The sequence below is a fragment of the Rhizobium pantanalense genome (assembly GCF_030182525.1).
Lineage (GTDB): Bacteria > Pseudomonadota > Alphaproteobacteria > Rhizobiales > Rhizobiaceae > Rhizobium.
On the sequence record NZ_JAQJCH010000012.1, the window covers coordinates 224,437 to 244,970 of the forward strand.

Below are 20,534 nucleotides of genomic sequence, written 5' to 3' on the forward strand. Positions count from 1 at the left end.
GTTTCCTCTATGGCTCGACCATTTGCCGGATATGGTCCGAGGCATTGGCGGCTGCCTAAAGCCTTTCCGCTTTTTCGAGTCGCGAAAGCGCTCTATCCTTGTGTTTTCACGTAATTCCGGATTGAAAGCCGCGATGCACTTTTCCCGGAGTTGATCTAGCCATCCGCGAGTTTTCCCGAGAGCGTCGACGCCAGGTCGCGGATGCCGTTGCTGGTCAGCGAATCCTCATGCCAGCCGTCGATATCGACCACCGCGCAGTCCTCTCCGACCGCCTCACCCCATCCAAATCGCATTTTGCGCGCCCGAGGATGGGTCGCGCTGCTTCGAAGCAGAACGACGCTCTCATCCTTTGTCTGCGGCGGCTTATAGCGACGCGCTGCCGTCACCAGCAATTTCGTAACGGCCTCGTTCGCCTCTTCTTCCGGAGAATATTGACCGGCCTTGACGCCGAAGATCCTCAGAAGCGCTAGGGAGACTTCGAACTCCTTGAGATAATCGATCAGCCGGATACGGCGGGACAGCAGTTTCCGGGTGAAATAGGCAAGACGCTTGCGCCGTCGCTCCCGGTGCCATCGCGCTTGCTCCCGCTTGGGCAGCGAAGCGAAATAGCCTGGAGCCCAGGCATCGATGAGGGCCGTGACGCCGACGTCCATGCCTCGCGCGCGCAGTTGCCGGCTGATTTCCATCGCAAGGACGCCATTGACGCAGAGTCCGACGATGGCAATGCGGCCCGCGGCCTTGCCGATTTGCATGGCATCGATCGCATGGCCGGCGATATCCTCGATGCTGAGGCGGTCCAGGCCGCTCGTCAGATCCGCATGGAACATGTTGACGTTGTAGACCGAGATCTCGTCGGGCAATTCATTGGCAAGACGGTAGTACAGGAACGGATGGTTGAGGGTATAGACCGTCCCGGTCCCCACCCCATGTTTGCAGGTAATCAGCTCCCATGGGTTTACTGCTTTTTCCCGCGGTTTCTCGATCTCCTCGCTGTTGAAGATCGCAGCTGCAAAGCCCGCAAACGTCGGCTGTTTGAATAGAAGCTGCAATGTCGGGCTTGCATCGAATCTTGCGCGTGTTTCCGATAGTAGCCGGAGCGCGAGGAGCGAGTGGCCACCAAGCGCGAAGAAATCATCATCCGGGCGTATTTGCGGAACCTGTAGGACTTCCTTCCAGATTTCAGCAAGCGCTTCCATTCGCGTATTCGATGGCGATTTGCCTGTGACGGCGCCATCCACCGACGCAATCTTGGCGGAAGCTGCCAGGTGCCGCCGTTCCGGCGCAACGAGCGAAGAAAGCGGCGCCTCAGGGCGATCGAGAGCAATTTCATAAGCGTTCCTCCATAGTTGCAGGAGGCTTTCGATGGTGCTGGCTTCGAAAAGGTCGGCATTGTATTCGATCGACATGCGCCAGCCTGTCGGCCGTCCGATCATGATGAAGCTGAGGTCGTAGATGACGCCGGGGGATTGCGAGGGCGAGCTGATCAGCTCGAAGCCGCCGTAGCGGCGATCCTCGAGAAAGGCTTTCTGCAGATTGAAGTTGACCGAGATCAGCGGGTTGCGCGCCGGATCGCGCACCGGATTGACCAGTTCCACGAGCTTGTTGAACGGCATGCGCTGATGGTTCAGCGCCCCTTCGATCGTCGCGCTGACGGAACGAATATGTTCGGCGAAGCTGACATCGGAGCCGAAATCGAAACGCAGCACCAGATTGTTGATGAAGACGCCGATCATATCCTCCAGATCGCTATGTTCACGGCCGGCGATCTGCGAGCCGAAGAGCACGGTCGGAGCCTCGGTCAAGCGATGAAGGGCTGCGCTGAGGACGGCAGCGCCGAAGCTATATTGCGAGACGCAATGAGCGCGTGCGGCCGCGTCCATGCGATCGGTGAAGGCGGGTGGCTGGACAATGGAGAGAATATCGCCGTGATTGGTTTTGACCTGACCGCGAGGCCGGTCGGAAATGACTTCGAAATAAGGGGCGCCGAGCAGAGTTTCGCGCCAGAAGGTTTTTTCCGTCTCGAAGCCGTAGCTCTGCAGATATTCCTGCTGCCAGAGGGCATAGTCGCCATATTGCAAGGGCAGCTCGGGCAGGACCGGTGCACGCCCTGCATCGATTGCGGCGGCTATTTCGCCGACTTCCCGCCCGAGGACCCGGATCGACCAGCCGTCGAAGCAGCTCTGATGGGCCGTGATCAGCAGGAAGCCGCGCTCGTTTTCCGCCATCAGCAGCGTGACGCGGAATAGGCCCGGCATGCTGAGATCGAAGGGCGCCTGCGCCGTCTCCTCGCCGATCGACAAGATCCGTGCCTGGCGCTGCTCCGGCGGCATGCCGCGCAGATCGATCACCGACATCTTGAAATTGACGTCGCTGACGGCCTGCTGGAATGGCTGACCACTTTTCTCGATGAAGCGGGTTCTCAATATTTCATGACGCTGAATGATCTTTCGAAATGCAGCTTCGAGGGTCGCGACCTTGAATGAACCCCGGATTTCCCACCGGACCGCGACATTGAGCGCCGGGTTGCCGGGATTGAGCTGATCGAGAATCCAGCAGCGCAGCTGTGTCTGCGTACAGGGAAATTCGCCGATGATCTGCGGTTCGGCGAGGGAACCGCTAGGACTATTGTCGACTGTACTCATAGAGATGCCCCCAGGCCGCGGCGTGCGCCGTTACGAAAATCTCGCAGTGATGGAATGTGAAGCTGAACAGGATCGGACAGAGCTTCCGCCTGGCTGTCGGCAAAGGCTGCCAGCGCGGCAATCGTCGGATGGCGCAATAGATGTTTTGCCTCGAGCGACAGCCCATTGTCGCGCATGCGGGCAGCGATGCGGAATATGGCAAGTGAATCGGCACCCAGCGCGTAGAGATTGTCGTCGATGCCGATGTCGCCAAGGTTCAGCACGTCCTGCCAGATCGCCAGCAGCCGTTGTTCCATCTCGGTTTTCGGCTGGACCTTGGTTGGCGCGGCACCACGCTGCGGCACGCCGCGCTGTTGCAAGGTCTTGCGGTCGAGCTTCCCGTTGCCGGTCTGCGGCAGCTCGCTTTCCATCACCCAGAAGCTTGGCACCATATGCGCCGGCAGATTGGCTTTGGCATGTGCCGCGATATCGGCTGCAAGTGCATCGCCGCCCTCCGCAGTCGGCACGATGTAGCAGACCAATGAACGATCGCCCCTGGCGTTTTCGGCGACGACGGTCGCACATTGGCGCACGCCTTCCACCTTGGAAATGACGGCTTCGATGTCGCCAAGCTCGATGCGGAAGCCGCGCAGCTTAATCTGCTGGTCACGCCGTCCGAGCAGCTGCAGCGAGCCGTCGGCAAGCCGCCGTCCGACATCGCCGGTCTTATAAAGCCGCATCGGCCTGCCGATGGCGAAGCAATGCGGGACGAAAGCCTTCTCGGTGAGATCGAGGCGATCGAAGTAGCCCTCGGCAAGCCCGTCGCCTCCGATGTGCAGTTCGCCGATGACGCCGACTGGCGCGATATTCTCGCTCTGGTCGAGGATGAAGAGCTGGGTGTTGGCGATCGGATGGCCGATCGTGATCGGTTGATCCGCATCTGTGATGAGCTGCAGCGACGACCAGATCGTCGTTTCCGTCGGGCCGTACATGTTCCAGAGCTCGCCGCCGATCTGAAGCAGGGAGCGTGCCAATTCCTTGGGCAGGGGCTCGCCGCCGCAGAGCATTTTCAGTGTCCGTCTCTCCTTTAGGCCAGCTTCGACCAGCATCTGCCAAAGCGTTGGCGTGGCCTGCAGCACCGTGGCATCATGTTCGTCGATGAGCTTAACCAGTGCAAAGCCATCCTGGACCTGGCTGCGGCTGGCGATGACGACCTTTCCGCCCGATATCAACGGCAGGTAGAGTTCAAGGGCGGCTATGTCGAACGAGATTGTGGTGACTGCGACAAGCGTGTCATCCGCACCGAAGCCGGGCTCCTTCGCCATGGAGAGAAGGAAGTTCGTCAGGGACCGATGCGAAACTTCGACACCCTTCGGCATGCCGGTCGAGCCGGAGGTGAAGATGATATAGGCGGATGCGGTCGTATCGACAGGCAGGGTCTTCAGGACAAGGCCGGTCATCGAGTTGATCGCCTTGGCATCCTGATCGAGCCGGATAACAGGGATATCCGTCGCTGCGAGCCGAGCCATATCGTCGCTATCGCAGATCAGGCCGCGGATACGGGCGATTTCCAGCGTCTGCCGCAGGCGCGGTTCCGGATGTGCCGGATCCATCGGCACGTAGGTGTGCCCTGCCTTCATCACGGCAAGGAGGGCGACGATCATATTCAACGAACGCTCGACCAATATTGCAATCCGCTGGCCGGGGTCGGGAAGCGCCATCTGGAGGTAGAGGGCCAGCTGATTCGATCGGGTTTCCAGCTCGCCATAAGTGATCGACTGGCCGTCATGTTGAGCCGCAACGGCATCCGGATGTTCGGCCGCACGCCTGGAGAAGAGCGAGAAGACGAACTGATCGTGATCGTAAGGCATTGCCGTCCGATTGAGATCGTCGACCAGCCAGGACTTCTCCGCCGCGGAAAGCAGAGGCAGCTCGCCGATCCTGTGATCCATATCCTTGGCCAAGGCTGCCGCCAGTGTCGAGAAATGGCCGATCCATCGTTCCACGGTCGTGCGGTCGAAGACATCGGCGTTGTAGTCGACATCGATGCGGATGTGGTCGCTCGCCTCGATCATGTTGAAGAACAGGTCGAAGTTGGAGAAGGCCTTCGCATTCGGCTCGATGGTCGGCGTTAGATCGCCAAAGGACGATCCGCCGGCCATGCGCTCGAGGTTGAACTGGATCTCGGTGAGCGGCAGGCGGCGTGGATCACGCTTGGTATCCAGTTTGCGCACCAGCGTGCCGTAGGTGTAATCCTGATGTTCAAAAGCCTGGAAGACGAGCTGCTGCGTTGCCTTCAGATGCGCTGCAAACGGCTCGGTCAGCGATACAGCTTGACGCAACGGCAGCAGATTGACGCAATGGCCGACGAGAATCTGGCCGTCAAGCAGGCTTTGACCGGCCGAGGGAATGGCGATGACGATGTCATCCTGGCCCGATAGCCGTGATACCATCACCTGGAGGGTCGCCAGCAGCGTTGAAAATAGTGTGGCGCCCGACTTCGCCCCCCTTTTCTTCAGCGCCTTATAGACCTCGGTGCCGATATAGCCGGTGCAGCTTCCGCCGGCAAAGCTGCGATATTCCGGCCGCGGGCGATCCAGCGGTAGATCAGGAAGATCGGGAACCGTCTTGAACTGATCGAGCCAGAATTGCTCGGTCGCCTGCGATTTCTCCGGCCTGGGCGAAAGGTCGGTCGAATAGGTGGCAAAGGAAAGTGCCGGCTGGAATTCCGGAACATTGCCGGCCTTATAGGCCTCATAGGCCGTCGCCAGTTCTTCGATGAAGGTGTTGATAGACCAGCCGTCGCAGATGATGTGATGAGCCGTGAAGACCAGCACATGCTTTTCGGGTGCCAAGCTGATGATGCTGGCGCGGACAAGAGGGCCGTTGATCAGGTCAAAGGGCGTATGAGCATCATCGTCGATGAGAATGGCGAGGCCTTGCTCATCGATGTCTTCAAGGAGTGGCAGGTCGAGCCTGAAATCCGGAATGAAGCGGAAAGACTCGCCGCTGCGGTCGAAGCGAATATGGAAGGCGTCGTGACGCGCAATGACCGTATCGAACGCCTGCCGGATGGCCGTCTCGTCCAGGGTTCCCTCCAGCGTCAGCGAGAAGGACTCGTTGAACGAGCAGGAGGCTTCGTCACCCGCTTGGGCTGCAAGCCATATTTCCGTCTGCGCTTCCGTCAGCGGTGCGGATTGCGGCCTTGCGACAGATGCCTGTACCGGCATTGCAGGTTGGGATGGCTCCTTGATTGCCGTGAATATGCCGACCGCCTGCATGGCATCGAGACTGTCGCGGAAGGCTTTCGCGATGGAGCGGAAGTCGTCCTCGCTGTGGGCTGTCGTCAGGAAGCAGGGGTAACCATCCTGTATATGGACGCCATTCAGTCGCATCTGCGCATAAAACAGCGCGCCGAGGGGGTCCTGACTGGAGAAGTCGGTGGCAAACCAGCTCTTGTAGCCATGAACGACATCGGCGATGCCGCGTCTGGCAAGATCGGCCTTGATTTCGGCTACGAGTGCCTCCGTTCGCTCGGCGACACGGCCGTAGAGGGCCGAACCCTCTCCCTGGATGTGATGCAACACGGCTTCGGCGGCGGCAAGCACCAGCGGATGACGGACGAAGGTGCCGGCAAAGAACGTCGGTGCCGTCATGGGAACGGAATTGTCGCCGTAAGTCCAATGGCCGCCGTCGAGTGCATCCATGAAACGCGGGCTGCCGACCAGCACGCCGATCGGCATACCGCCGCCGACGACCTTGCCATAGGTCGCCATGTCGCCTTTGATGCCCCAGATCGCCTGCATCCCGCCGGGATCGACGCGGAAGCCGGTGACGACCTCGTCGAAGACGAGGGCGAATTCCGACCTGGTGGCGATATCGCGCAATTCCCGGACGAATTCGCGCGGCTGCAGTTCCGGATGGCGGCTCTGGATCGGTTCGATGATGACGGCCGCTATATCGGTTGCATTGGCGCGGATGAAATCGAGGCTCTCCGGCGCACCATAGCGCAGGACTGTCATGTTCGACACGGAGGCCATCGGAATGCCGGAGGCAACCGGCAGGGCGATCGGCTTGTCGGAGCGATTGCGGCCCTTGACCAGAACCTCGTCGAACTGGCCGTGATAGTCATTGGCAAAGACCACGACCCGATCGCGGCCGGTGACGGCGCGTGCAAGCCGCATCGCGGCCATGACCGCTTCCGAGCCGGTGTTGCAGAAAGTCACCCGCTCGTGGCCGGTCACATCGGCGATCATCCTTGCGACATCGCCGGCAAGCGGCGTCTGCGGGCCGATCGCAAATCCGCGGTCGGCCTGAGCCTTGACGGCGTCGATGACGAAATCAGGTGCATGGCCGAAGGCTGTCTGCCCGAAGCCGTTGACCAGGTCGACATATTGGTTGCCGTCGATATCCCAGATATGGGCGCCCTTGGAATGATCGCAGACGATCGGAAACACCATTTCCTTCCAATCGGCGCGGAAGCCCGATGCGGATCGGGGGTCGGCCAGGTATCCGCGATGCTCCTGCGTGAATGCCTTGGATTTGGCATTCTTGGTTTCATAGGCCTTGGTGAGATCGGTAATGAAACCCTGCTTGGCGGCGGAAATCTCCGATGTCACGCTTTTAGCATTTGGACGATAGAGCTTGATGCGCTCGGTACCGAAATCGCTTTCGACGGGAGCTGCGGCGGGAGTGGACGAGGGCTGGCTTGCTGCAGCTTGCGGCGCCAGCAAGACGGGCGCTGCGGATAAGACGGGCGATGTGGGAAGCCCGCTTGGTACGACGGCAGCCGGAGCACCGCCCTGCATGGCTTGCAACATCAACAGCTGTTGGGCAAATAGCGTTTGCGCCATCTGGATCTGCGATTGCAGCACCGTGGCGAGATCCGATGCCGCAGCCGACATCGATGCGACTTGCGGAGCGGGCGCCGTCATTGGTGCGGATGATGCCGATACCGGCATGATCGGCATCGCCGCTGCGGCGATGGGAGAGGCTGCCGGTAACGGATCGGCCGTCTTCACCGGCTCAGGAGGCATTTGCCGATCGATATGAACGGCCAGATCGGCGACGGAGGGAATATCGCTCAGCAATTCCCGGAAGGAGATTTTGACCTTGAAGTCTTTCTCGATGCGCTGCGCGAACTGGCCGACGAAAAGCGAGTCGAAGCCGAGCTCCAGGAATGTCGCTGCCCGCTCGTCCGGCCCGAGTGTTTCGCCCGACATGTCGCTGAGCAAGGTCAGAAGAGCCGCTTCCAATTGCGGCAGACGGTTGGAGGTGGAAATGGGTGCTGCAACATTCATTGCTCGATTCTCCCCGGTAAGGTTGACGTCAGAGACAAAGGGTTCGGCGACCGGCCGACTGTCTGTTTCGGCATTTGGGCGCTGGGTCGATGCGCGACGGGCCGATGACGGAGCATCGATCCAGTGGCGCTGCCGCTGGAAGGGATAGGTCGGCAGGGACAGCCGCTGCCGTGTCGCGGAAGGATGGGTTGGCCAGTTGAGACGGCAGCCGGCCATCCACAGTTTGCCGTGAGCTTCTGCAAGCGTCGCCGCGGCGGCGGAGGCCCGATCATGTTCCGGCAGGCTTTGTACGACGGCGGCAAGATTGTCACGTGCGATCGTCTGAGCGGCAAACACCGACAGGGTACGCCCCGGCCCCACTTCGAGAAGAACCGGCTTGCGGTCGCGGCAGAGCGTGGCAAGCCCGTCGGCAAAGCGAACGGCGTCGCGGCAATGCATGGCCCAGTAATCAGGCGAGGTTGCCAATTCGGCGGTCTGCCAATCGCCCGTGACACCGGAGATGAAGGGTATGGTGGCCGTGCCGTAGGTGACCTTCTCGGTCTCCTGGCGTAGCGCCAGCGCTGCGTCATTCATCATCGCGGAATGGAAGGCGTGCGATGTGTGCAGCCTGCTGAAGGCGATCTCAGCTTCCGAAAGTGCCGCGCAAACTGTCTCGATATCGGCAAACGGACCGGAGATGACGCAAAGTTTCGGAGCGTTGATTGCGGCGATTTCCACCGCGCCGCGCAGGTAGGAGGCCGTCGTTGCGGCATCGGCACGAACGGATACCATCGCGCCTTGTGGCTGATGCTGCATCAACCGGCCGCGATTGGCCACGAGACGCAGGCCATCCTCGAACGAAATGACGTTGGCGAGCGTAGCGGCAACAAACTCGCCAACGCTGTGACCGATCATGGCATACGGCTTGACGCCGCGGCTGAGCCACAATCGGGCAAGCGCGTATTCGACGAGATAGAGGCAGGGCTGCGCGATGCGGGTTTCGCGCTGCTCGTCGGTGATGGCCTGCGTCGCGGAGCCGGTGTGGCAGATGTAGTCGCGCAGATCGAGCCCGAGCGTCATTTTCAAAAGCTCGGAACCGCGGTCGATCCAGCGCGCAAACTCCGGTTCCGAGCGGTAAAGCCCGGCACCCATGCCGACATATTGCGCGCCTTGGCCTGGGAACATGAAGGCGACGGATGGCTGATCGGCGGCGACGAGAGGCTGGTAGCTCTCCGTCGTCAGCTTGAGGATCGCTTCCTCGATATTTTCAGCGGCAACGGCCAGCCGATGGCCGAACTCACGCCGTCCGGTTTGAAGCGTGTGGGCCAGTTGCGCCATCGAAAGCTTCGGGTTTTCGGCGAGATGGTCGCTCAGATTGGCGCGCATCTCGGCAAGCGCCTGCTTGTTGCGGGCCGAAAGGGGGAGAATGTGAGGCCCCTCTACCTCTTTCGACGGAGCCGGCGGGTAGGGAGGCTCCTCCAAAACGACGTGAACATTTGTTCCGCCTACGCCGAAAGCGCTGACACCCGCCCTTCGTGGCGCTTGTCCCTGTGGCCACTCGATTGCCGTTGCCGGAATGTAGAAGGGACTTTTCTCAAGATCGATGCGGGGATTGGGCTGCTGATAATTGGGCATCGGTGGGATTTTCCCGCTGCGCAGGGCCAAGGCCGTCTTGATGAGGCCTGTCACTCCGGCCGCCGCGTCGGTATGACCGATGGTGCCCTTGACCGATCCGAGCGCACAAGTGGCCGGCTCCGACCCATCCTGCGCGAAGGCGCGCGTCAATCCGTTGAATTCGATGGGGTCGCCGAGCGGTGTCGCGGTGCCATGGCATTCGATATAGCCGATGGTCGAGGGATCGACGGCCGCATTTGCGAGAGCCGTGGCAATCGCTTCGGCTTGGCCTTCCACACTCGGTGCCGTGAAGCCCACCTTGTCGCTGCCGTCATTGTTGATGCCATAGCCGCGAATGACCGCATAGATGTGATCGCCGTCCTTGAGCGCATCTTCATACCGCTTCAGGAGGACGACGCCCGCCCCGCTGGCAAAAACCGTTCCGGCGGCGTTGGCATCGAACGGCCGGCAGGTTCCGTCGGGTGAGGCCATGCCGCCTTCCTGGTAGATGTAGCCTCGCTTTTGCGGAATGGTGACGGAGATGCCGCCGGCCAGAGCCATGTCGCAGCTATAGGTCAGCAGGTTCTGGCATGCCTGGGAAACCGCGAGAAGCGAGGTTGAGCAGGCGGATTGCACTGTGAAAGCCGGACCGCGCAGGTTGAATTTATAAGCGATACGGGTCGCCAGCGTGTCGTTGAGCGCGCCGACAAGCTCATGGAAGCAGCCGATCTGGTAATTCGATGTGAATTCTTCCGCCTTGGCGCGATCGCGCAGAACATTGTTGATCAGGTAGGTCGGCATCGAAGAGCCGGCAAAAACCCCGATCAGGCCGTCATAGCGTTGTGGATCGTAGCCGCCGTCCTCGAGGGCTTCCCAGCATATTTCGAGGAAGATCCGGTGCTGCGGATCGGTAACGGCGGCTTCGCGCGGAAACATGCCAAAGAACTCGGCGTCGAACATATCGGCACCGTCGAGATGGGGCCTTGCGGCGACATAATTCGGCTGTGCCCGTTCCTCGTCGGTAAACGCGTCTTCGATCTCATCCGGCGAGAAAAGCGAAAAGGCGTTCTTTCCTTCAATTACAAGCTGCCAGAGCGCCTGCACCGAGGGGGCGCCGGGAAAGCGGCCGGACATGCCGATAATGGCGATATGCCCGGAAATTTGCTCGCTCAGGTCCTCATTGTCTTCGAAATCACGCTGATTGCCATTGTCCTGGTGATTCCCTTTCATAAGGAGCTCCTGCGGATATGAGAGATCGCCTTTTTCTGCAGCGCGGCACGCTGCGCCGCGGCGGCAAGACGGCTTGGGCCGGATGTGCGGCCATCCAGGTGAAGTGCGAGTTCGCGAATGGTCGGATGACGCAGCAACGCAACCACATCAATCGCGTGACCGAGCGTCTCTTCGAGACCGGCATGAATTTCCATCAGTTGAAGGGACGTGCCGCCGAGATCAAAGAAGTTCCGGTCGAGATCGACGCCGTCGAGCGCCAACGCGTCTTGCCATAGCGTCATCAGCAGTTCCTCCGTCCGGCTCCTGACATCTTGGGGCTTTGTCTTGGGTTCGACCGGAGGAGGTAGCAATTTCGAACGATCGACTTTACCGGCCGGCGTCAGCGGCAAGGCGTCAACGATGACCGTGGCATTCGGAATCATATAGGCGGGAAGGGCCGCGCGCAGTGTCGCCATGACGCTCTGCGCCAGATCGGCGCCCGCGCCCACATGGCTTTCCTTCGGGCATAGATAGGCAACGATGCGCTTGAGGTTCTCGCCCTGCATGTGGCAAAGCACGATCCCGTCGGCAAGGCGTGGGTCACGACGGAGTGCTGCCTCGATCTCATCGAGTTCAATGCGCTTGCCGTTGATCTTGATTTGCCGGTCGCGACGTCCCTTGAAGGTAACGGTGCCGTCCGGCTTCAGGCAGGCCACGTCGCCCGTCAGATAGAAGCGCGTCACGCCATCCCTGGTTTCGATGGTGACGAATTTCTGTTCCGTCAGCTCCGGTCGCTTGAAATAGCCGATGGCGAGGCCGTCCCCCGATATCGCCAATTGGCCTTCAATGCCTGGAGGAACGACACGCAATTCCTCGTCTAATATCGCGATTCCGGTGTGAGCGATTGCCTTACCGATCGGCAGCTCAGTGCCCGAGAAGCTTGGCAGAACCTGAAAAGCGGTGGCAAAGACGGTCGTTTCGGTCGGCCCATAGGCATTGGTGAGCCTGCAACCGGGATAGCGCTCCAGAAAGCGGCGAGCGTGAACGGCCGAGCCGACATCGCCTCCAAAGAGGATATGGCGAAGCTTTGGCAGGGTTACGCGGGCATGATCAGCAAAAAGATTGAACAGCCCCGTCGTCAGGAAGGCGATAGTGACGCCTGTCTCCCGCATGAAATCGGACAGCCGTGAAATCGAGAAATCGGTATCGGGCATGACTGCCAAGGCGCTGCCGTTGAGGAGCGCACCCCAGATTTCGAGTGTCGATGCGTCGAAGGAGATGGTGGCCGTATGCAAGACGACGTCATTACGGTGGAAATCGATATAGTTCTGATCGAGAACGACCCGCGAAATACTGCGATGGCAGATCATCGTTCCCTTGGGCCGTCCGGTCGAGCCGGATGTGTACATGATATAGGCAAGATCGCCGCCCGTTATCTCGATGGACGGCATAGTCGCGCCGGGCCGGCGCGCCATTTCCGTGATAATGGCATCCGCTTCGATGACCCTGCCGTTCATGCTCGGCACGGCGGCCAGCTTCTCGCCATGGGCGGAGTCGACAAAAATGACCTTGGGAGCACATTCCGCGATGACGAAGTCGAGATGCTCCACGGGAAAGGCTGGGTCGAGCGGGAGATAGGCGCCGCCGGCTTTCAGTATAGCCAGCGTACAAATGATCGCATTGACGCTGCGCGGCAGGAAGAGGCCGACAATATCGGCCTTGTGGACGCCTGCCTTCATCAAATGCAATGCCAGCGCATCGGATATGCGATCCAGGTCACGATAGGTGATGCGGATATCGCCGGAAACAAGAGCTGTTGCCTCCGGTACCGCTCTGGCCTGTTCGCGCAGCATCTGATGAAGGCAAAGACTGCGATCGTAATGCATGCTTGCTGCGCCAATTGCGTCTGCCTGCGCCTCGCGGTCAATCATTATCGCTCTCCGAGTTGTCCTGCGATGGATGACGGCATGTTGCGAAATGCTTCGTCGTCGATCGCAGAATTTCACGCTGGAGCAAAAGCACCAGCTGGTCATTGGGATGATTGTCCGCACCACCGAAAGTCGTAAGTCATAAGGGCGCGTAGCCATTTTGTCGGAAAGGTCCGCCATGGCTGCCGCACCCCGGCCGAAAGCATTATGCGCGGCGTCAGTCCTGACCATCGGGCGAAGGTCATGTAGTCGCTGCGGTTCGGGAAGAATTGCTGGAGAGTCCGATAGTGCAGAGGCTATTTGAACTGATAGGCTCTGACGTAATCGACAAACATGAAGGATGGGTCGGCCGCGGCCATCTTGGATATGCCGTCGACGATACCGAGGTCGATGAGCATATACATCGGCTGGCGATGTTCTGGCGGAATTTTGGTTTTCCAGACGAGATTACCGTCGAAATACATGCGTATGAAATCGGAATCGATCTTCACGCCATAGGTGTGCAAGTCAGCAGGATTTGCGGTGGCGAATACGTTGACGCGGGAAAAGGCAGAATCGTGCCGCCCATCCCGATGCCAGACATGCACCGTCGAAGAGTAGGCGCCGGGCTTATCGCCGTAATATTCGATGACATCTATCTCGGCGGTAGCCTTCGAGCGATCCTTGCCGATAAGCCAGAAGGCTGGCCAGACACCTGGCCCATCCGGCAATCGCGCCCGCATCTCGAAGTAACCATATTGCTGAGAAAAGCCATTTCCATGCTCGTCGACCGAGGCAATCAAGCCGGAGCGCCATAGACCTTTGCTGTCGCGTGCAGCGGTAATGCGCAACATACCGTCCTGTATTGCGAAGGGAAAGTCGCCGCTCGGATCCGAGAAGCGAGCACCACCGAAGTCGCCATTCCATGGTGTGTGGGAAATCCAGCGGGTACCAGGACCCCAGGCGGAGATGCTGAGATCGTTGAAGGCATCCTCAAAGGTGAGTGTCATGCTGCTGACATCGAGCGTATCGCCCGTATCACCGGCGCGAACAATTCCTACATCCATGATCGAAACTAATGCAGCCGCAATTGACGCGCGAAGAAATACGCGGCGGTTGCTCCTGCATCGAACATTAGATATCGGCGCGAACTGATCCATGCATGCAAGCATGAACGGTACAATTTCTGCGGTATAGAACGTATTTCGGCCATAACGTCCACCAAAAGGCTTAGGTGCGGCGGAAATACAGCTGCATGGCACCGTGGTAGTTTGCGGCGACATTGAGGCAGAACAACCGGATTGCCAGACATGAATGCCATGGGGCTCGTAACACTGATTGTAGGAGTTGTTGCGCTGACCGCGCCTGTGCGATGGTCGTTCATCATCATGGTTTTGTCGACGGTATTCGGTGCGGCGGCAGCCTTTAGCATACCCGGTCTAGGTGGTGCATCGGTACTCGTTCCGAGCCTGTTTCTGATATTCTTCGCCGCACGGTTGTTTGCGGCCCACGGGGAGGGACCGCTCCTCGGCGCCCTGGCTCCCTGGCGTCCAGGTTTCTTTCTGCTGCTTCTGACGGCCTTCGGAATCTTCTCTGCGATTTTCTTCCCGCGCATGTTCCAAGGCATGACGCAGACGATGACGGTCGAACGATCGATAGGGGCACGTAATCTGATTGCGTTGGTGCCGTTACGCTTCTCTTCAAACAATATCACTCAATCGGTTTACGCGTTGGGCGGCCTCATCTGCTTCATAACGACCTTTGCCTTCTTTCGGCGTCAGGGCACCCCTTCGGCCTTTATCAACGGCATGTTGGTTGTCGTCGGTGTCAATCTCGGCTTCGCGCTCGCCGATATAGTGACCCATTTCACCCATACGGACTTTCTGCTGAGTTTCGTGCGGACAGCCAATTACGCACTCCTGACCAATGCCGAAAAGGGCGGGCTGAAGCGCATTTCAGGAACTTTTCCCGAAGCCTCGGCCTTCGCCGATTTCACGCTCGTGCTGTTTGCCATCGTCACCAGCCTCTGGCTTGGGGGCATCCGCTCGAAGGCCACGGGCACTTTCTCTGGTCTGCTGCTGGTTGCGCTGATCCTGTCGACGTCGGCGACCGCACTTGTCGGGCTCGCCGCCATCCTGCCGATCCTCAGCCTGCAGTCATTTCTGGCCTCCCGTCGCGAACCCGGCGCCGGCCGGCCCGTTCTGATCGTGTCCATTCTGGCGAGCATGCCGCTCGTCGTCTTCTTCGTTCTCATCGTCATGCCGGAGCTCGCGCATAATCTGCACGATTTTCTGGACGAGATGCTCTTTTCGAAGGCCGATAGTCAATCAGGGCGCGAGCGCTTCATGTGGAACGCCATGGCTTACCAGGCCTTTCTGGACACGAGCGGCTTTGGCGCCGGCCTTGGAAGCGCGCGGGCGTCGAGCTTCGGGCTGGTGCTGCTGTCCAATATCGGTATCTTCGGCACGCTGCTGTTTGCGATATTCGTCGCTCGGCTGCTCATGGCCGACTTGGGCGTCTCGCATCCATCATCGCGGGAAACCACTGCGGTTCTGCGCGCCGCCAAGGCCGGGATCATCACGGTTCTCATTTCAGCGGCCACGTCCGGTACGGTGTATGACCTCGGACTGATGTTCTACATCCTCGCTGGCTGCATTTCCGCGCTGAGTGTCGGCGCACTGCAGATCCGGAGCGACTACAGCCCGCAGTTGCGTACCATCGGGGAGCTGCAATGAAGATTGTCGTCTTCAACGTCAAATACAGCGAAAACCTTGGCGACGGGCTGCTTGCTGAATGCATCGAATCCGCCTTAGCGAACGGCAGGGATGAGATCGAAGTGGAGACGATCGATCTTGCCGGACGTCAGGCCTTCGCGACAGGTCATGGCGGCCGCAGACGGCTCGTGCTGGGATTGCTCCATCGACTGCCCGCAGGCGCCCGTCGGCGGCTTGTTCGCGCAGTCCTGGAACGCAGGCTGCGCGCGCTTCGCGGACAATGGGAAGAGAAGGTTGCGGTTGCCGATGCCGTCGTGATCGGCGGCGGGAACCTGTTTCAGGACGACGATCTCAATTTCCCGTTGAAGATCGGTGCTGTGCTCGATTGCGTCGTACGGTACGATCGGCCGCTGGCGATCTATGCGGTTGGGGTCGGCGGCCACTGGTCGGAGCCCGCATATCATCTCTTTGCCCGATTGAAGCAAGCGCGCCTTGTTCATCTTTCGGTGCGGGACGGTTTTGCGCAGGATACCTGGCGCGAGCACTTTCCCGATGGGCCTGGTGCGAAGATCGTGCGTGATCCCGGACTGCTGATCCAGGCCTCACGGGGGCATGAGGGTGCGCGCGTTCCGTTCAAAGGCCCTTTGACCATAGGTCTGTGCGTGACAGATCCCATCGTCCTGTATCGGCACGGTGCCGTTCAGACCGCTGGTATCCCCTTTGCCGATGTTGAAGCCTACCGGAATCTGATCGAACTTCTCCTGGATGACGGCCAGCATGTGGTCTTGTTCTGCAACGGAGCCAAAGAGGATCAAGCCTTTGCGGAGCGTATCGGTGCTTCTGTCGCCAAGCATCGTATCGTCAGGTCCGGCACCCTTGATATTTCCAGACGGCCGCGGCTTCCGATCGATCTCATCCAGATCATCCAGTCGACGGATGTGGTTCTAGCTCACAGATTGCACGCCTGCATTGCCGCCTATGCACTCGGAATTCCGCATGTCGGCTTGGCTTGGGACAGGAAGGTCGAAGGCTTCTTCAACTCGGTCGGGCGCGAAACCTACTTCATAAAGGGAACATCGCCGCCGCCGAAGCACGTCGCCCTGCTCCTGAAGGCAGCACAGCAGGAAGGCATAGAGGCGCGCCGCCATCGCGACACGATTTCGGAAGCCCGCGCCGGAATCTCCAACATGCGGCGGCATCTGGTCGAGCGCGACCAATGTGCTATGTCGCAAATATAGGTGCACGCAAAACGATACAAGAGGCGGTTAGTATAGATTTTGTGACGCGGACGGAAATACTAAAAAGTATACATAAAGGCGTCGAATTTTGTCCCGCTATGGCGGTAAAAATTCGAGGAACAGCGGATATCGATTTGCAATAAAGACATCGTGGATTTTCTATGGTATTAAATACTTGGAACTCACGAAAAATATATTTTCGAATGGCACTTGGAGCATTCGAAATATGCTTTTCGTCCGAGGGGATGACGGCATGGCAGCGCAGCTTTCAATTGAGCATATTCGCAGCCTCGGTGGTGTAGCGCGGACTTTTGTTGCAGGTAGTGCGATCTGCGACTACGACAGCGATACGCCGCGTCTTCTCTTTGTGCTCGATGGGTGGGCCTCGCGCAGCAAGATGCTGCCGAACGGCACGCGTTTCATGACGGAATTCGTGTTGCGTGGCGATATGATTTCGACATCCCTGACGGCGCTTTCGCGCGAGACCGTGCGAGCGATCACCAATGTCACGGTGATGGTCTTCCCCGACTTCACCTCTCTGCCGAAGATCGAAGCACCAACGTTTTTTTATCGTATCGTCATTGCTGAACTGGTGCGACATCAGGCGCGCATGTCGGAGAGGCTCGCCAATATAGGGCGCCGTGACGCTCTGGAGAAAACCGGCTACCTGCTGCTCGAGCTCGGGGCACGCATCGGCACCTCGCGAGACTATGCAAACGCAGAATACTTCGATTGTCCTTTGACCCAGGCGGATATTGGTGACGCGGTTGGCCTGTCGACCGTGCACATCAACCGCGTCCTCAGGGACATGCGTGAAGCGGGCCTGCTGTCCTTCCGCAACGGCATTGTCGCCTTTCTCGATCGGCCGCGTCTAGCCGATCTCGTCGACTTCGACGAATCCTGTTTCGATACAACTATGGTTTGAGCAATACTTTGTCTCCATTACTAATGGAGCAAGAAAGAATTATTTTATGCAATATTTAAATTCATTATTAACATATGTTAATGCGCGGAAAAACAAAATAAGCAATTACTACGGTAACATAAACCTAAAAAGAGGGGAGAAATATGGGAACTCAAGAAAAGCCTCGGCTTAAACGGATGTTATTCTCTTTAAATCGAGTAAATACTCTAATGGTTGCAAGAAATACAAAGGCCATTTTAAAAGTTGGGGGTAACGGCCATGATTGGACAATCGCTCACAAGTGAAAAATTCACGTCAGACACGGGCGCACGCATCATTTCAGTTCGGACATCCGACACGTTGAGGCCATTCATCGCATCCGGCACGCCCGGGATCGATGAATGGGAAGACTATATTCTTCTCATAGATTCTCGCGCTCTCGATCGCGAGTGCCTGTCGAAAAGTCTGACCGAATGCGATAGCGCCATGCATATCGTCACCGTAGGTTCGCTCGACGAATGGCAGATGCGCAATATGCAAGTATTACCGTCCGCGGTTCTCTTCATGATCGGCGGCCGCAAGGTTTCTGACGCGGATGTGAGTGCCAAGATCTGCGCTCTGGTGGAAAGATTCCAGACGAGCCCGGTGATCGTGGGCGCTGATGGCGACGAGCTTGCGCAGTTGCTGCATGCGCTGGAGTGCGGCGCCCGTGGCTATATCCCGACCAGCGTCGGAATCAAGGTTGCCGCCGAGGCGGTGGCTCTCGCACGGGCGGGCGGTGTCTTCGTGCCGGCAAGCAGCCTGCTGGCTGCCAAGGAGGCGATCGCACCCGTGGCCAGCCGCAACTGCTGCCTAGACAGCCTCTTTACGCCACGCGAAGTCGTCGTCGCGGAGGCTTTGAGGCGAGGCAAGGCAAACAAGATCATCGCCTATGAGATGGATCTTTGCGAGAGCACGGTCAAAGTGCACATTCGCAATATCATGAAGAAACTGAATGCGACGAACCGGACGGAAGTTGCCTACAAGATCCGGGAACTCGTTCGATAACAGGCCGGCCGACCGCGGCCATCGATCATGTAAATAATGCCGGAAAGCGCCGTGTCGCTTCAGCTGGAAGCGATCGGCCCCGGCGCAGGGAATGCCTTGCAGGGCAGGTTCGCAAAACCCCGACTCTTAAAGCCATAGTCAGTTGACGGAAAAGTGCCGGCGGCTGATTCCCGCCGAAAGATCACAGGCAAAGGCCGAGTTCCCGCACATTTGAACTGCCTTGCCGACACCCTGATAGACCGGCCGCCGTAGACATGTTTTTCCGGCGTTTGAGCTTTGTGTCGTTGGCGCGACGAGCGGGGCAATATCCTCATCGTTGCGACGGAATGTCGAAGGACGACCGCATTCGGCAATGCCGATATTGTTTGGCGGCCGAAGTACATGCAGGCTCTTGGTAATTCCAGCAAAAGGGAAAGCGGTTTAGCGTGCACAATTGCGTGAAAGCAATTGGGATGAAGCATTTCCCACGCTGCGCCCAAAGCAGAAATGCTCTCGATCAGCGTTGGGCGACGCGCAGGGAAGCAATCTCCGCAGGCTTGTCGTCGATGATCGCGCTGACGGTCAGGAGACCTGGCTGACGCAATCTTAGCGGTGAAAAGACAAGGCTGGCGCCGACAACAACGTTGATCGGAATATCGCTCGTCTCCGCATCCTCCACGACATCCTTCTGCTCGCTGAGCTGAGCGGCATCCAATCGCTCTTCAAGAAGCGGCTGACGGTCGCCAGGCGCAGTGCAGCGCAAAACGATCGATCGGTAAGGTTCCGTCGCCAAGGTGATCAAATTCACATGCACGCAGAATTTCGGCAGTGAAAAGGGAAATTCCGGCAGCATCAGTACGCCGCTATAGACGCCGATGAAGCTGAGCTTTTCGCCGATTTCGGTGCGAACGTCGTCGCAAAAGATGCAATATCCATAGCGCATGTGTTTCAATCGTCCCGATCGTTGTTGCCACGAGCAATTATCGTGCGGATGGCCCTTGAAGAGCTCCAGGAAACCGCTCCGCCGGAACGAGCGGGATGAATAGCCGCCCGCGTCTCCGCTTCGGAGAGGTAACCGCCGTCTGCTGCCGACCCCTTGGGATCGCACAGCTCAATGTGGATTTCCTTGTCGAGCGCCCAGGCGAGATCCGCAATCGAACGAAGCGGAAGCTCTGTCTGCCCGCAGAGATAACGGTTCAGATCCTTTCGGCTGACGCCGACCAACTCCGCAAGTCGCTGCTGAGTAAACCCTTTCTGCGACCGCCTTTCGAGGACGGCGGCGGCCAGGTCGCTACGAACATCTGCGATGAAACGGCTGGCCGCCCGCGCCCGCGCCCCTATCTCAAACCGAAATGACATCTTCCGGATTTACTCCCTCTACGCACAACGCATCATCCACACCAAGCGTGCGGCGCAATCGGCGCACCTCCAGCCGATAGCCGCGGTAAAGATCATGGTCCTTCACATGGTCGGCCCAGTCTCCAAAGACGGCGACAAAACAGTCGCGCATGGCGAACCAGCCGAATATGCGGAAATCGACAGTCTTCAGTTCCCAAACCGCATTTCGTTCGACCCGGATTGCCCGGAATTGTCTGCAATGAATGAGTGGTTTCCCCGAAACGAAAGTATAGAAAAGAAAATCCAGCTGCTCGACAGGCCTGAGGACCGCTCCGAGCGACGATGGTTCGTCCTTGCTTACGCGTTCGCTCAACCAGTTCACAAAGCTTGGCGTCGCGAAAAGCAGCCGCTTGGGTGACTGCTTTCGACCAAGCTGAATCTCAACTTTAACGATTGCTTCGGATGCCACGAGACTGTCAAACGTAGCCATAGCTGTCAACTAATCCATTATCATGTGGCAAGCCTTTCATCGAAGCTATCTATGAGTAGCATGAATTGCTGCACACTTGGATTGTATCTATCTAGCTTTCATATGGGTTAGAACGCCTAATCAAAGAAGAGTATAGCTCATACGTCATAGCGATACACATCTAATCCGTTACTCATTTCGAGGTAGGCTATTTC

The 20,534-nt window shown here is 58.5% G+C and carries 11 protein-coding genes; 4 read left to right on the forward strand and 7 right to left on the reverse strand.

Going from position 1 to position 20,534, the window contains the following annotated elements; genetic code table 11:
* Positions 1-155 precede the first annotated feature (155 nt).
* The 4 genes from PH558_RS27525 to PH558_RS27540 all read right to left on the reverse strand — a co-directional run bounded on the left by PH558_RS27525 (position 156) and on the right by PH558_RS27540 (position 13,697).
* On the reverse strand, positions 156-2,642 hold the full coding sequence (locus PH558_RS27525) for a condensation domain-containing protein (protein ID WP_285207742.1): 2,487 nt from the start codon (positions 2,640-2,642) through the stop codon (positions 156-158).
* Positions 2,639-10,744 (reverse strand): non-ribosomal peptide synthetase/type I polyketide synthase, encoded by an 8,106-nt coding sequence (locus PH558_RS27530; protein WP_285207743.1) that lies wholly within the window; start codon positions 10,742-10,744, stop codon positions 2,639-2,641. The genes PH558_RS27525 and PH558_RS27530 overlap by 4 nt, the downstream gene beginning before the upstream one ends.
* Positions 10,741-12,654, reverse strand: coding sequence for a non-ribosomal peptide synthetase (locus PH558_RS27535; protein ID WP_095438399.1), 1,914 nt, complete (start codon positions 12,652-12,654; stop codon positions 10,741-10,743). Before PH558_RS27535 ends, PH558_RS27530 begins: the two co-directional genes overlap by 4 nt.
* A gap of 293 nt (positions 12,655-12,947) precedes the next feature.
* Complete coding sequence (locus PH558_RS27540; RefSeq protein ID WP_244575439.1) at positions 12,948-13,697, reverse strand: glycoside hydrolase family 16 protein; 750 nt, start codon at positions 13,695-13,697, stop codon at positions 12,948-12,950.
* Between the two features lie 243 nt (positions 13,698-13,940).
* Between PH558_RS27540 and PH558_RS27545 the strand changes: the two genes are divergently transcribed.
* The 4 genes from PH558_RS27545 to PH558_RS27560 all read left to right on the forward strand — a co-directional run bounded on the left by PH558_RS27545 (position 13,941) and on the right by PH558_RS27560 (position 18,533).
* Positions 13,941-15,365: a hypothetical protein gene (locus PH558_RS27545; protein ID WP_285207744.1), complete on the forward strand. Its 1,425-nt coding sequence runs from the start codon at positions 13,941-13,943 to the stop codon at positions 15,363-15,365.
* Positions 15,362-16,582: a polysaccharide pyruvyl transferase family protein gene (locus tag PH558_RS27550; RefSeq protein ID WP_285207745.1), complete on the forward strand. Its 1,221-nt coding sequence runs from the start codon at positions 15,362-15,364 to the stop codon at positions 16,580-16,582. The genes PH558_RS27545 and PH558_RS27550 overlap by 4 nt, the downstream gene beginning before the upstream one ends.
* An 88-nt stretch (positions 16,583-16,670) precedes the next feature.
* Entirely contained in the window at positions 16,671-17,507 is an 837-nt protein-coding gene (locus PH558_RS27555; RefSeq protein ID WP_162751507.1) for a Crp/Fnr family transcriptional regulator, read from the forward strand.
* 258 nt (positions 17,508-17,765) lie between these two features.
* Entirely contained in the window at positions 17,766-18,533 is a 768-nt protein-coding gene (locus PH558_RS27560) for a response regulator transcription factor (RefSeq protein ID WP_069615132.1), read from the forward strand.
* Positions 18,534-19,029: 496 nt separating this feature from the next.
* Here PH558_RS27560 and PH558_RS27565 read toward each other — a convergent pair whose 3' ends face one another.
* The 3 genes from PH558_RS27565 to PH558_RS27575 are packed head-to-tail and all read right to left on the reverse strand — an operon-like array spanning position 19,030 to position 20,319.
* Positions 19,030-19,455, reverse strand: a complete 426-nt coding sequence (locus tag PH558_RS27565) for a DUF6941 family protein (protein WP_092714135.1) — start codon at positions 19,453-19,455, stop codon at positions 19,030-19,032.
* Positions 19,456-19,460: 5 nt separating this feature from the next.
* The gene (locus tag PH558_RS27570; RefSeq protein WP_285207746.1) at positions 19,461-19,871 is read right to left on the reverse strand and encodes a helix-turn-helix domain-containing protein; all 411 of its coding nucleotides are present in this window, start codon (positions 19,869-19,871) and stop codon (positions 19,461-19,463) included.
* Positions 19,855-20,319, reverse strand: coding sequence for a hypothetical protein (locus PH558_RS27575; protein WP_285176627.1), 465 nt, complete (start codon positions 20,317-20,319; stop codon positions 19,855-19,857). Before PH558_RS27575 ends, PH558_RS27570 begins: the two co-directional genes overlap by 17 nt.
* Positions 20,320-20,534 lie beyond the last annotated feature (215 nt).